This window comes from Pseudomonas sp. GW821-FHT10C09, assembly GCF_059415465.1.
Genome location: NZ_JBWKNG010000003.1, coordinates 151,022 through 163,627 on the forward strand (window position 1 = coordinate 151,022; position 12,606 = coordinate 163,627).

Genomic DNA, 12,606 nt, shown 5'->3' on the forward strand with positions numbered 1-12,606 from the left:
TGATTCATGGATGAGAAGTACCGCAGGGCTGTGGATGCCGCCGCGATTTTTTCCGAGACCGACCTGAGCGGCCGGATCACCTACGTCAATGACCAATTTTGCGCCGTGTCCGGCTATAGCCGTGAAGAGCTGATCGGGCAGAATCACCGTCTGCTCAATTCCGGCCTGCATTCCTCCGAATTCTTTTCTGCGATGTGGCGCACCATTGCGCTGGGCAGCGTGTGGAAGGGCGAAATCTGCAATCGCGCCAAGGACGGCAGCCTGTACTGGGTCGACAGCACCATGGTGCCGGTGCTCGATGATGACACCGGGCGGGTTGATCGATACCTGTCGATCCGGTTCGACATCAGTGAAAAACGCGAATTGCTGCACACCTTGCAATGGCGGGTCGGGCATGACGTGCTGACCGGGCTGCCCAATCGCGCGTACCTCTCGGACCTGCTGGACCAGGCGCTGGAGTTCTCCCGGCTGGAAGACATCCCGCTGGCGGTGTGCATGCTCGACCTCGACGGGTTTAAAGCGGTCAACGACGGCTACGGCCATGCCAGCGGCGATGTGTTGCTGGTGGAGGTGGCCAGGCGTTTGCGTGGCATTGTGCGCGCCGAGGATGTGGTGGCGCGCCTGGCGGGCGACGAGTTCGTGCTGGTGTTGCGTCACGTGCGTGATCTGCCGGAATTGCGTGCGGCGCTGAACCGGGCGCTGGGGGCGATTTCGGCGCCGTACGTACTGCATGGCAAGGACGTCCACGTGTTCGCCAGCATCGGGGTCACGCTGTTTCCCCTCGACAATCACGATGCTGAAACCCTGTTGCGTCACGCCGATCAAGCCATGTACGTGGCCAAGCAGCGCGGACGCAACCGTTTTCACCTGTTCGACGTCACCCGGGATCAAGAGGTCAAGGCGACTCACCAGACCGTCCAGCGCGTGCGTCAGGCGCTGGCCGCCGGTGAGTTGCGTCTGCATTTCCAACCCAAGGTCAACATGCGCCTGGGTGAGGTCGTCGGGTTCGAGGCGCTGTTGCGCTGGGCGCATCCACAAAACGGCATGATCCGGGCCAGGGATTTTTTGCCCGCAGTGGAAGAGACGGACCTGATCATCGACATCGGCGAGTGGGTGATGGATCAGGTCCTGGCGCAATTGCACCGCTGGCAGCAGACGGGGCAGTGCTGGCCGATCAGCCTGAACATCGCGGCGCGGCATTTTCAGCGTGCAGATTTTGTTGACCGGCTCAAGCAGGTACTCGCTCGGCACACTGAGGTTCCAGCGCAGATGCTTGACCTGGAAATCATCGAGTCGGTGGCCATCGAGAATATCCACCACGTCAGCGCCTGTTTACAGGCCTGTCAGGCGCTGGGGGTGCAGTTTTCGCTGGGCGACTTTGGCACCGGTTATTCGTCACTGAGCTACCTCAAGCGCCTGCGCACGCAAACCATCAAGATTGATAAGACGTTCGTGCGCGACATGCTGGAGGATCGCGATGACCTGGCGCTGACCACCGCTGTTATTGGTCTGGCCCGGGCATTTGGCCGGAAGGTGATTGCCGAAGGGCTGGAAAGCGTCGAGCACGGTGAGTTATTGCTGAAACTGGGTTGCGAAGTCGCCCAGGGTTACTTCATCGCCCGGCCGATGCCGCCAGAAGACGTGCCCGGCTGGGTGGCGGGGTTTGTGGTGCCGCCGCAATGGCAGATGCAGGATCAGGTTGGCTGAGGTTTTGTCGCTCAACTGATCCCCTGTGGGAGCGAGCCTGCTCGCGAAAACGGTCTGACATTCAACATTGATGGTACTGACCTACCGCATTCGCGAGCAGGCTCGCTCCCACAGGGTTCCGTGTTGATTAGATGAATTGCTTAGAGGGTGCCTGGCTCCGCACCGATATAAAGCCGGATGATGTCATCAATCTCCCCGGACATTTTCATCCGCAACAACGTGCGCAGAATGCGCTGCACCGGCACCTTGGGGTCGTTGCGCACGTAACATCCGACATGCTGTTCCTGCAACACCGCTACCGCTTTCAACTGCCGGTCGGGCAGCAGGCGCTGATTGAACCAGTCCAATGTCCATTGATTGCTCACGGCATAGCGGTAGCGCCCGGCATTGAGTTTTTCCAGCACTTGTTCCTGATTGCGCGCATCTTCGCGGCGCAGGCGATCGGCATCGAACAGCGGTTGCAGCGTTGGGTAGTAATAGCCGAGCACCGTGCCGATGGGTTGGCGTGACAGGTTCGCCGGTAACATCTGGGCGGGTGGGTCTTGCTGACTGACCAGCACGTCACGCTGAAACCACAGCGGAATGCTCCAGATGTAGTCGCCCGACTGATTGGGTAGCCAAGACTGCGCGGCATAGCAACGCACATCGACCTCGCCGTGTTCCATGGCGTTTTGCACGCGCGCCCGGGGCAGTACGTGAAATTCCGCAGGCACTCCCACCTGAGTGGCCAGGCTGAGCATCACGTCATACAGAATGCCTTGGGTCAGGCGGCCATGATCCAGTTGCACCATCGGCATCGCCCAGCTGTCGGGTACGACAAAGCGCAACGGCGCTTCGGCAGCGTCGACGCTCACACTTATCCACAGCAATGCCCCCAAGGCACAACGCATAAACGCTCCGGTACAGCTGAAACCCGAGCCGATAAAAGCCCCCAAAGTGCAGCTTAGCCAGATTAGACGAGCACACCGGATGCAATTTTGGCCTTGCTCCGCTAGCATTAGCCGCTTCTGTTCCTTCGTTGCGACGGTTTTCGATGAGTTATCAGGTTCTTGCACGTAAATGGCGTCCGCGCTCGTTCCGCGAAATGGTCGGCCAGACCCATGTGCTCAAGGCTCTGATCAATGCCTTGGACAGCCAGCGGCTGCACCACGCCTACCTGTTTACTGGTACGCGCGGGGTGGGCAAGACCACCATTGCGCGGATCATCGCCAAATGCCTGAACTGTGAAACAGGTATCACTTCGACGCCGTGCGGCGAGTGCTCGGTGTGCCGCGAAATCGACGAAGGGCGCTTTGTCGACCTGATCGAGATCGACGCCGCGAGCCGGACCAAGGTCGAAGACACCCGTGAACTGCTCGACAACGTGCAGTACGCCCCGAGCCGTGGGCGCTTCAAGGTCTACCTGATCGACGAAGTGCACATGCTCTCCAGCCATTCCTTCAATGCGCTGCTGAAAACCCTTGAAGAGCCGCCACCCTACGTCAAGTTCATCCTGGCGACGACCGATCCGCAGAAACTTCCTGCAACGATTCTGTCGCGGTGCCTGCAGTTCTCCTTGAAGAACATGACGCCGGAACGTGTGGTCGAGCATTTGACCCACGTGCTGGGTGTCGAGAACGTGCCGTTCGAAGACGATGCATTGTGGCTGCTGGGCCGTGCCGCGGATGGTTCGATGCGCGACGCCATGAGCCTCACCGACCAGGCCATCGCCTTCGGTGAAGGCAAGGTCATGGCCGCCGACGTGCGAGCAATGCTCGGTACGCTGGATCACGGCCAGGTCTACGACGTTTTGCATGCATTGATCGAAGGTGACGCCAAGGCGTTGCTCGAAGGCGTCCGTCATCTGGCCGAACAAGGCCCGGACTGGAACGGCGTGCTCTCGGAAATTCTCAACGTGCTGCACCGTGTCGCCATCGCCCAGGCCTTGCCTGAAGGCGTCGACAACGGGCACGGCGACCGTGACCGGGTATTGGCGCTGGCCCAGGCCTTGCCGGCCGAAGACGTACAGTTTTATTACCAGATGGGCCTGATCGGCCGGCGTGATTTGCCGCTGGCACCGGACCCGCGTGGTGGTTTTGAAATGGTCCTGCTGCGGATGCTGGCCTTCCGGCCTGCGGACACGGCGGACGCCCCGAGGCAACCGCTAAAGCCAGTGGGGATCAGCCAGGCCACAGTTGATTCCGCAAATTCAGTGGCTGCCGCGCCGGTTGTTGCGCCGGTAGTCGCTGCGGCAGTTGCACCTGTCCCCGTTGTTGCCGCTCCAGTTCCCGCGCCGGAACCTGAGCCGGTTGCGCCGGTTGTCGTGCCGGAACCGGTGGTCGAGCCCATCGCGGTCGAAGCCGTCGTCGACCTGCCGTGGAATGACCCGGTCGTTCCCGAGGTCGTGCAGCAACCTGCCGTCGAGCCGGTACTGGAAACTGCCAGCGAGCAGCCCGAGTTGCCGCCAATGCCGTTGCCAACGCCGGACAGCGTGGTGCCGGACGCGCCGGAGTGGGCCGCTGCGCCGATCCCGGAACCATCCGTGGCCGACGTCGATGCCGCCACGCCGGGCGTGGACCAGGATGACGAACCGCCGCTGGACGAGGATTACATCGAGCCGGACATGGATTCGGCCTACAGTTACCTTGATGAACTGGCCAGCGAACATACTGCCGAACCCGCGCCGGAACCGGAGCCTGAACCCGCTGCGATGCCGGCCACGGGTCTGGCGCTGCAATGGCTGGAAATGTTCCCGAAGCTGCCGATTTCCGGCATGACGGGCAGTATTGCCGCCAACTGCACGCTGATCTCCGTCGAGGGCGATCACTGGCTGATGCACCTGGACCCGGCCCACAGCGCCTTGTTCAACGCGACCCAGCAACGTCGTCTCAACGATGCGCTGAACCAGTTTCACGGGCGCACGCTGACCCTGAGCATGGAGCTGATCAAGCCTGAGCAGGAAACCCCGGCCCAGGCCGCGTCCCGGCGCCGTGCCAACCGTCAGCGCGAGGCCGAGGAGTCGATCCACGGCGATCCGTTCATCCAGCAAATGATGCAGCAGTTCGGTGCGGTGATCCGTAACGATACTATTGAACCTGTCGACGCTCTGGTCAGTCAGGGCTAATAACTGAAGGCGTTCGGTCAAACGGGCCGGACGCTGTTTAATCCAAGTACTTTTGAGGTGATTCCCATGATGAAAGGTGGCATGGCCGGCCTGATGAAGCAGGCACAGCAGATGCAGGAAAAAATGGCCAAGATGCAGGAAGAGCTGGCCAACGCCGAAGTCATCGGTAAAGCGGGCGGTGATATGGTCACCGTGGTGATGACCGGTCGTCACGACGTCAAGAGCGTGACCATCGACCCAAGCCTGGTTGAAGGCCTGAGCGAAGACGACAAAGAGATGCTGGAAGCCGTCGTCGCCGCCGCTGTCAACGATGCCGTGCGCAAGATCGAAGCCAACAGCCAGGACAAAATGTCCGGCATGACCGCGGGCATGCAACTGCCGCCGGGCATGAAGCTGCCATTCTGATTCGCTAAAGCGTGTCGGATGAGCTACAAAAAAATGCCAGGCATCGCGCCTGGCATTTTTGTTTCTGCCTTTGGGGTCTGTGGTGGATGTGAGGCCGCCTTCGCGAGCAGGCTCGCTCCCACAGGTGACCGCATTCCATTGTGGGAGCGAGCCTGCTCGCGAAGAGGTCGAATCGGTCTCAGGCAGAAACATCGAACGCGACACCCGCATAAAGGTCTGCTCCCTATACCGCCGAATTCATCGATCAAAGGAGACGCTCACATGCCACAAGCATTGACCCTCAACCAACGTATCGTCCTGGCGTCCCGCCCGGTTGGCGCGCCGACGCCGGAGAATTTTCGCCTGGAAAGGGAAGCGTTGCCGGACCTCGCTGACGGCCAGGTCCTGCTCAAGACCCTATACCTGTCACTGGACCCGTACATGCGCGGTCGCATGAGTGACGCGCCGTCCTACGCCGCGCCGGTAGAAATCGGCGAGGTCATGACCGGCGGCGCTGTCAGCCGGGTCGAACACTCGTTGAATCCAAAATTCCAGGAAGGCGATGTGGTCGTCGGGTCCACCGGCTGGCAGAGCCACAGCATCAGCGACGGTCGCAACATCATCCCGGTGCCATCCGGGTTGCCGAGCTCGTCGATGGCCTTGGGCGTGCTGGGCATGCCGGGCATGACGGCCTACATGGGCCTGATGGACATCGGTCAGCCCAAGTCCGGCGAAACCCTGGTGGTCGCGGCGGCGTCCGGTGCCGTGGGTTCGGTGGTCGGCCAAGTGGCGAAGATCAAGGGCTTGCGCGCGGTCGGCGTGGCCGGTGGCGCGGAAAAATGCCGTTATGTCGTCGACGAATTAGGCTTCGATGCCTGCGTTGACCACAAAAGCCCGAACTTCGCCGAGGAACTGGCACAGGCGTGCCCCAACGGCATCGACATTTATTACGAGAACGTCGGTGGCAAGGTGTTCGACGCAGTAGTGCCGCTGCTCAACCCCAAGGCGCGAATTCCGCTGTGCGGCCTGATTGCCGGTTACAACGCCTCCGAGGCGCCGAAAGGCCCGGATCGCCTGCCGCAATTGCAACGGACACTATTGACCAAGCGTGTGCGAATCCAGGGCTTCATCGTGTTCGACGACTACGGCGATCGTCAGCCGGAATTCGTCAGTGCCATGGCGCCGTGGGTGCGCGACGGCAAGGTGAAATTCCGCGAAGACGTGGTCGATGGCCTCGAGCAGGCGCCCGAAGCGTTCATTGGTCTGCTGGAAGGGCGCAACTTCGGCAAACTGGTGGTGCGGGTCGCGCAAGACTGAGTATTTGACGCTAAAGAGAGGCGCGGGTATAAACCGCGTCTCGTTGTTTTGTCGGACGTTTCCCCATGAGCTTCAGCCCTTTGATTCGCCAACTGATCGATGCCCTGCGAATTTTGCCGGGTGTGGGTCAGAAAACCGCCCAGCGCATGGCGCTGCAATTGCTTGAACGTGATCGCAGCGGTGGTTCGCGACTGGCATCGGCGTTGAGCCAGGCCATGGAAGGGGTGGGCCATTGCCGTTTGTGCCGCACGCTGACCGAAGACGACCTGTGCCCGCAGTGCGCAGATACCCGCCGCGACGACACGTTGCTGTGCGTGGTGGAAGGGCCGATGGATGTCTATGCGGTGGAGCAGACCGGCTTCCGTGGTCGCTACTTCGTGCTCAAGGGGCATTTGTCGCCACTTGATGGCCTCGGGCCTGAAGCGATTGGTATCCCACAACTGATCGCGCGTATCGAAGAGGCCGGGAGCTTTACCGAAGTCATCCTCGCGACCAACCCTACGGTCGAAGGTGAGGCGACGGCGCACTACATTGCGCAGTTGCTCAGCAATAAGGGGTTGATTGCTTCGCGCATTGCTCACGGTGTGCCGTTGGGTGGTGAGCTGGAGCTGGTGGATGGCGGGACGTTGGCGCATTCGTTTGCCGGGCGTAAGCCGATAGCCTTGTAGTGTTTGAACTGACGCCTTCGCGAGCAGGCTCGCTCCCACACTGGATTTGTGGCGTTCACGAAACCCCTGTGGGAGCGAGCCTGCTCGCGAAGGGCGCAACGCGATCCATCTGATTCACACAATCCTGTTGAAAACCAAGCAAGCGCTCGGTTAACGTCGCTGAACCTTCAGTGGAGTTCGCCGATGCCTGCCTTTCAGGAATACTTCGATCCCAGCCACCAATTGGTCCGTGACAGCGTCAGGCGTTTCGTCGAGCGTGAGATTCTTCCGGACATTGATCAGTGGGAGGAAGCTGAAAGCTTTCCCCGGGAGCTCTACCTCAAGGCCGGTGCTGCCGGGATCCTGGGCATTGGCTACCCCGAAGCGCTGGGCGGCAGCCATGAAGGTGATCTGTTCGCCAAGGTCGCGGCCAGCGAAGAACTGATGCGCTGTGGATCGGGTGGTCTGGTGGCCGGTTTGGGTTCGCTGGACATCGGCTTGCCACCGATCCTCAAGTGGGCCCGGCCCGAAGTGCGTGATCGCCTGGTGCCTCAAGTGCTGGCAGGCGAGAAGATCAGCGCCCTGGCGGTCACCGAGCCCAGCGGCGGTTCCGACGTCGCCAACCTGCAAACCCGTGCTGTGCGTGACGGCGACTTCTATCGCGTCAGCGGCAGCAAAACCTTCATCACCAGCGGCGTTCGTGCCGACTTCTACACCGTCGCGGTGCGCACCGGCGAGCCGGGGTTTGGCGGCATCAGCCTGTTGTTGATTGAGAAGGGCACGCCCGGTTTCACGGTCGGCCGTCAGTTGAAGAAAATGGGCTGGTGGGCGTCGGACACAGCCGAATTGTTCTTCGACGATTGCCGAGTGCCGGTGGGCAATCTGATCGGCACAGAAAACATGGGTTTCGCCTGCATCATGGGTAACTTTCAGAGTGAGCGGCTGGCGTTGGCACTGATGGCCAACATGACCGCGCAGCTGGCGCTGGAGGAGAGCCTGAAATGGGCGCGTCAGCGCGAAGCCTTCGGCAAACCCATCGGCAAGTTCCAGGTGCTCAAGCACCGCCTCGCCGAGATGGCGACAGCGCTGGAAGTGTCTCGGGAGTTCACCTATCGCCAGGCGGCGAAGATGGCGGCGGGGCAGAGTGTGATCAAGGAAATTTCGATGGCCAAGAACTTTGCCACCGACACCGCGGACCGGATCGTCAATGATGCGGTGCAGATTCTCGGGGGCTTGGGTTACATGCGCGACAGCCTGGTGGAGCGGCTGTATCGGGATAACCGGATTCTGTCGATTGGGGGCGGGACGCGGGAAGTGATGAACGAGATTATCAGTAAGCAGATGGGGCTTTGATGCCTGAAGTGTTGCCACTGACGCCTTCGCGAGCAGGCTCGCTCCCACACTGGATTTGTGGTGTTCACAAAACCCTGGTGGGAGCGAGCCTGCTCGCGAATTTTGAAGGCACCGCTTACTTGTCAGTCAACGCAAACTGCGTCAGGCAGAAAGTAGGAATCCCCATGTCTTCCAACCGCTGCGACCCGCCCAGCTCCGGCAGATCAATAATCGCCGCCGCTTCATGAACCCGCGCGCCCATGCGTCGAATCAGGTTCGCCGCCGCAATCAGCGTGCCGCCCGTGGCGATCAGGTCATCGAACATCACCACCGAATCGCCCTCGCACAGGCTGTCGGCATGCACTTCGAGAAACGCTTCGCCGTACTCGGTCGCGTAACCCTCGGCCAACACGTCGGCCGGCAGTTTGCCTTGCTTGCGAAACAGCACCAGCGGCTTGTTCAACTGATACGCCAGCACCGAACCGATCAGGAAGCCACGGGCATCCATCGCCCCGATGTGGGTGAAATCGGCTTCGACGTAGCGATGGGCAAAGCTGTCCATCACCAGGCGTAGAGCCGTGGGCGACTGGAACAACGGCGTGATGTCACGAAAGATCACGCCCGGCTTGGGGAAGTCGATCACGGGGCGGATCAGGGATTTGATGTCGAAGGAGTCGAAGACCATCGTCGAGGTGTCCTGGCAGGCTGCAAACGTCGCAGTATAACGGCGGCTGAACCGTTTCGCTCAGCCGCAATGGTTACAAATCAGCCTTCGAGAGAGCCGCCGGCCAGCGCGCAGAGCTGGATCGGGTCGAGGATATGAATTTCCTTGCCTTCAGCGGCGATCAATTCGCTCTGCTGAAAACGGGTGAACACCCGGGACACGGTTTCTACCGCCAACCCCAGGTAATTGCCGATTTCGTTGCGCGACATGCTCAGGCGGAACTGGTTGGCCGAGAAGCCGCGGGCGCGGAAACGTGCGGACAGGTTGACCAGGAACGTGGCGATGCGCTCGTCGGCGGTTTTTTTCGACAGCAGCAACATCATTTGTTGATCGTCGCGAATCTCGCGACTCATGACGCGCATCAACTGGCGACGCAGTTGCGGCAGTTGCACGGACAATTCGTCGAGGCGATCGAAAGGGATTTCGCACACCGAGGTGGTTTCCAGCGCTTGCGCGGACACGGGGTGCTTTTCAGTGTCCATGCCCGACAGACCGACCAGTTCACTTGGCAGGTGGAAACCGGTGAGTTGTTCCTCACCGCCGTCGCTCAGGCTGAACGTCTTGAGAGCGCCGGAACGCACCGCGTAGACGCAATCGAAGGTGTCACCCTGGCGAAACAGGAACTCACCTTTTTTCAGCGGGCGGCCACGCTTGACGATGTCGTCCAGCGCGTCCATGTCCTCCAGGTTCAGAGACAGCGGTAAACACAGGGGGGCGAGGCTGCAATCCTTGCAATGGGCCTGGTTATGAGCACGCAGTTTGACTGGCTCGGACATTTCTTCAATCCTTGTGGGAAATCACACATAAGACGTAAGGGTAACCCACGGGATGGCATTCCGGCCAGTTTGTGCAGATATTGTCACGCCACGATGCAGCGTGATGTTTGGCAGTCCTGTGTAACTGGGCGATGACGAATTAGATCACCCGGGAAAATCGTTGGTGATTGAGCTGCTGTAGATAAGCATCGAACACCATGCACACCGAACGTACCAGCAAGCGACCGGCCGGCAACACAGTGATTCGTTCGTTGTCGAGGCTGATCAAGCCGTCATCGGCCATGGTCAGTAGCTGCGGCCACAATTGGCCGAAGTAACCGCGAAAGTCGATGTTGAACGCCTGCTCGATCTCGACGAATTCCAGGCTGAACGTGCAGATCAGCTGCTGGATTACTGCTCGCCGCAACCGATCATCGGCGTTGCACACCAGGCCACGGCTGGTGGCCAGTTGACCGGTAGCCAGGGTGTTCTGGTATTGAGCCAGGTCGCTGGTGTTCTGGCAGTACAGATCACCGATCTGGCTGATGGCGGACACCCCCAAACCGATCAAATCGCAATGGCCGTGGGTGGTGTAGCCCTGAAAGTTACGCTGCAGGGTCGATTCTTCCTGGGCAATCGCCAGTTCGTCATCAGGCAGGGCGAAGTGGTCCATGCCGATGTAGCGGTAGCCGGCCGTGGTCAATTGCTCGATGGTGCGCTGGAGCATTTCCAGCTTCTGCGCCGGCGTTGGCAGTTCGTCGCTGTTGATGCGTCGTTGTGGCATGAAGCGTTCGGGCAGGTGCGCGTAGTTGAATACCGAGAGCCGATCCGGTTGCAGGTTGATCACTTCGTCCACCGTGCGGGCGAAGTTCTCGGGCGTCTGCCGGGGCAAACCGTAGATCAGGTCGATGTTGATCGAGCGAAATTGCAGGGTCCGGGCCGCATCGATCACCGCGCGGGTTTCTTCCAGGCTTTGCAGGCGATTGACCGCCCGTTGCACGGCCGGGTCGAGGTCTTGCAGCCCAATGCTGACACGATTGAACCCCAGCTCGCGCAAAAGGCCCATGGTCGACCAGTCGGCTTCGCGAGGGTCGATCTCGATGCCGTAGTCGCCGGAATCATCGTCCAGCAAGTTGAAGCTCTTGCGCAGTTGCGCCATTAACTGGCGCAGTTCATCGTGGCTGAGAAACGTCGGGGTGCCGCCGCCGAAGTGCAGTTGTTCGACCTTCTGTGCCGGGTCGAGGTGACAGGCGATCAGCTGGATTTCCTGCTCAAGCCGCTGCAAGTAGGGCAGGGCGCGACCACGATCCTTGGTGATGACTTTGTTGCAGGCGCAGTAGTAGCAAATGTTCGCGCAGAACGGCACATGCACGTACAGCGACAGCGGGCGCAGGGCTTTGCGGCTGTCACGCAACGCATGGAACAGGTCGAACGATCCGACCTGATTGTGGAATTGCACGGCGGTCGGGTAAGAGGTGTAGCGCGGTCCCGCCAGGTCATAACGGCGGATCAGATCGGTGTCCCAACGAATGGCGTCGAGCATCATGCGGGCGTTCCCCCGGATAGGCTTGCAGTGTGGGCGAGTCTAGGGGGGGAGGCGTTGGGGCATCTTGATTTGTATCAAGGTCGGGATCTGTGGCGGTGGTGAGGGCCTCTTCGCGAGCAGGCTCGCACATTGGAACGCGGTCAACTGTGGGAGCGAGCCTGCTCGCGAAGGGCGCGCCGCCGATCTAATGTCCCATGAGCCAATGCTGATGCGGTCCCGGCAAGGTCCAGAGGCCAAACAGGATCACCAGCAACCCACCAGTCATGCGCACGCTGCGTTTGCGCAGCAGCGCCGTCACCCGCTCAGCCGCCAGGCCCGTGGCGAGCAGCACCGGCCAGGTGCCCAGGCCGAACGCGAGCATCAACAATGCACTGTCCAGCGCATTGCCCTGACTCGCCGACCACAGCAATGTGCTGTAAACCAATCCGCACGGCAGCCAGCCCCAGAGTGCGCCCAGCAGCAAGGCGCGGGGCAGGCTCGATACCGGCAGCAGTTTGTTGGCAATCGGCTGGATATGCCGCCACAGGCCGCGACCCAGGCTTTCGATACGGGTCAGCCCGCTCCACCAACCGGCGAGGTAAAGCCCCATGGCGATCAGCAGCAAGCCGGCGATGACCCGCATAAACGTCGCCGCCGGGCTGTTGGCCACGGCCCAGCCCGCCAGGCCGATCAGCAGGCCGGCGGTGGCATAGCTGAGGATGCGTCCCAGGTTGTAGGCCAGCAGCAAGCGAAAGCGTCGGCTGCGTTGTTCCTTGGGAATTGCCAGGGTCAACGCGCCCATCAAGCCGCCGCACATACCCAGGCAATGGCCGCCGCCGAGCAAGCCGAGAATCACCGCAGACACCAGCAGTGGCGCCAATTCAAGCATGAGGCGGCGCCTTGTCGTCGGGTTTGGCCGGATGGCCGCTGGCTTCGTCGACCGCAGCCTTGTGGGCCGGGTCCTGGTCGTCGAACAGAATGCTATGGGCCGGGCCGTCGAGGTCATCGTACTGACCGCTGTCGACCGCCCAGAAGAAGATGTAGACGGCGATGGCCACGATCAGCAGCGCGGCCGGGATCATCACGTAAAGAGCTGGCATGGGTGGACTCCA

12 protein-coding genes are annotated in these 12,606 nt (G+C 60.9%); 6 read left to right on the plus strand and 6 right to left on the minus strand.

Annotated features, from left to right (window positions below):
• Nucleotides 1–6: 6 nt before the first annotated feature.
• Nucleotides 7–1,707, plus strand: coding sequence for a putative bifunctional diguanylate cyclase/phosphodiesterase (locus tag AC07N8_RS03675; RefSeq protein ID WP_483840257.1), 1,701 nt, complete (start codon nt 7–9; stop codon nt 1,705–1,707).
• Nucleotides 1,708–1,847: 140 nt separating this feature from the next.
• Here AC07N8_RS03675 and AC07N8_RS03680 read toward each other — a convergent pair whose 3' ends face one another.
• Entirely contained in the window at nt 1,848–2,597 is a 750-nt protein-coding gene (locus tag AC07N8_RS03680; RefSeq protein WP_483840256.1) for a substrate-binding periplasmic protein, read from the minus strand.
• 143 nt (nt 2,598–2,740) lie between these two features.
• On the opposite strand from AC07N8_RS03680, the gene dnaX reads away from it, so the two are divergent.
• The 5 genes from dnaX (at nt 2,741) to AC07N8_RS03705 (ending at nt 8,511) form a co-directional block, all read left to right on the plus strand.
• On the plus strand, nt 2,741–4,810 hold the full coding sequence (gene dnaX, locus AC07N8_RS03685) for a DNA polymerase III subunit gamma/tau (protein WP_483840255.1): 2,070 nt from the start codon (nt 2,741–2,743) through the stop codon (nt 4,808–4,810).
• Between the two features lie 66 nt (nt 4,811–4,876).
• On the plus strand, nt 4,877–5,215 hold the full coding sequence (locus tag AC07N8_RS03690) for a YbaB/EbfC family nucleoid-associated protein (protein WP_027921723.1): 339 nt from the start codon (nt 4,877–4,879) through the stop codon (nt 5,213–5,215).
• Between the two features lie 261 nt (nt 5,216–5,476).
• Nucleotides 5,477–6,511: an NADPH-dependent curcumin/dihydrocurcumin reductase gene (gene curA / locus AC07N8_RS03695; RefSeq protein ID WP_483840254.1), complete on the plus strand. Its 1,035-nt coding sequence runs from the start codon at nt 5,477–5,479 to the stop codon at nt 6,509–6,511.
• Nucleotides 6,512–6,576: 65 nt separating this feature from the next.
• Nucleotides 6,577–7,179 carry a recombination mediator RecR gene (gene recR, locus AC07N8_RS03700; RefSeq protein ID WP_483840253.1) on the plus strand — a complete coding sequence of 201 codons (603 nt, stop codon included), beginning with the start codon at nt 6,577–6,579 and terminating at the stop codon, nt 7,177–7,179.
• Between the two features lie 183 nt (nt 7,180–7,362).
• Nucleotides 7,363–8,511: an acyl-CoA dehydrogenase family protein gene (locus AC07N8_RS03705; protein WP_493142146.1), complete on the plus strand. Its 1,149-nt coding sequence runs from the start codon at nt 7,363–7,365 to the stop codon at nt 8,509–8,511.
• A gap of 115 nt (nt 8,512–8,626) precedes the next feature.
• On the opposite strand, the gene AC07N8_RS03710 is transcribed toward AC07N8_RS03705, so the two are convergent.
• The 5 genes from AC07N8_RS03710 to ccoS all read right to left on the minus strand — a co-directional run bounded on the left by AC07N8_RS03710 (nt 8,627) and on the right by ccoS (nt 12,594).
• The gene (locus AC07N8_RS03710) at nt 8,627–9,175 is read right to left on the minus strand and encodes an adenine phosphoribosyltransferase (protein WP_027921719.1); all 549 of its coding nucleotides are present in this window, start codon (nt 9,173–9,175) and stop codon (nt 8,627–8,629) included.
• Between the two features lie 80 nt (nt 9,176–9,255).
• A complete protein-coding gene (gene fnr / locus AC07N8_RS03715; RefSeq protein WP_123434283.1) occupies nt 9,256–9,990 on the minus strand; it encodes a fumarate/nitrate reduction transcriptional regulator Fnr in 735 nt (244 codons plus the stop codon).
• Nucleotides 9,991–10,129: 139 nt separating this feature from the next.
• Nucleotides 10,130–11,512, minus strand: coding sequence for an oxygen-independent coproporphyrinogen III oxidase (hemN, locus tag AC07N8_RS03720; protein ID WP_493142269.1), 1,383 nt, complete (start codon nt 11,510–11,512; stop codon nt 10,130–10,132).
• 187 nt (nt 11,513–11,699) lie between these two features.
• Complete coding sequence (locus AC07N8_RS03725) at nt 11,700–12,383, minus strand: sulfite exporter TauE/SafE family protein (protein WP_493142143.1); 684 nt, start codon at nt 12,381–12,383, stop codon at nt 11,700–11,702.
• The gene (ccoS, locus tag AC07N8_RS03730; RefSeq protein ID WP_027921715.1) at nt 12,376–12,594 is read right to left on the minus strand and encodes a cbb3-type cytochrome oxidase assembly protein CcoS; all 219 of its coding nucleotides are present in this window, start codon (nt 12,592–12,594) and stop codon (nt 12,376–12,378) included. Before ccoS ends, AC07N8_RS03725 begins: the two co-directional genes overlap by 8 nt.
• Between the last annotated feature and the right edge of the window lie 12 nt (nt 12,595–12,606).

Bases quoted from the DNA above. Each gene is read 5' to 3' on its own strand.
- AC07N8_RS03675 (WP_483840257.1), top strand. From the start codon at position 7: ATGGATGAGAAGTACCGCAGGGCTGTGGATGCCGCCGCGATTTTTTCC.
- AC07N8_RS03680 (WP_483840256.1), bottom strand. From the start codon at position 2,597: ATGCGTTGTGCCTTGGGGGCATTGCTGTGGATAAGTGTGAGCGTCGAC.
- dnaX (WP_483840255.1), top strand. From the start codon at position 2,741: ATGAGTTATCAGGTTCTTGCACGTAAATGGCGTCCGCGCTCGTTCCGC.
- AC07N8_RS03690 (WP_027921723.1), top strand. From the start codon at position 4,877: ATGATGAAAGGTGGCATGGCCGGCCTGATGAAGCAGGCACAGCAGATG.
- curA (WP_483840254.1), top strand. From the start codon at position 5,477: ATGCCACAAGCATTGACCCTCAACCAACGTATCGTCCTGGCGTCCCGC.
- recR (WP_483840253.1), top strand. From the start codon at position 6,577: ATGAGCTTCAGCCCTTTGATTCGCCAACTGATCGATGCCCTGCGAATT.
- AC07N8_RS03705 (WP_493142146.1), top strand. From the start codon at position 7,363: ATGCCTGCCTTTCAGGAATACTTCGATCCCAGCCACCAATTGGTCCGT.
- AC07N8_RS03710 (WP_027921719.1), bottom strand. From the start codon at position 9,175: ATGGTCTTCGACTCCTTCGACATCAAATCCCTGATCCGCCCCGTGATC.
- fnr (WP_123434283.1), bottom strand. From the start codon at position 9,990: ATGTCCGAGCCAGTCAAACTGCGTGCTCATAACCAGGCCCATTGCAAG.
- hemN (WP_493142269.1), bottom strand. From the start codon at position 11,512: ATGCTCGACGCCATTCGTTGGGACACCGATCTGATCCGCCGTTATGAC.
- AC07N8_RS03725 (WP_493142143.1), bottom strand. From the start codon at position 12,383: ATGCTTGAATTGGCGCCACTGCTGGTGTCTGCGGTGATTCTCGGCTTG.
- ccoS (WP_027921715.1), bottom strand. From the start codon at position 12,594: ATGCCAGCTCTTTACGTGATGATCCCGGCCGCGCTGCTGATCGTGGCC.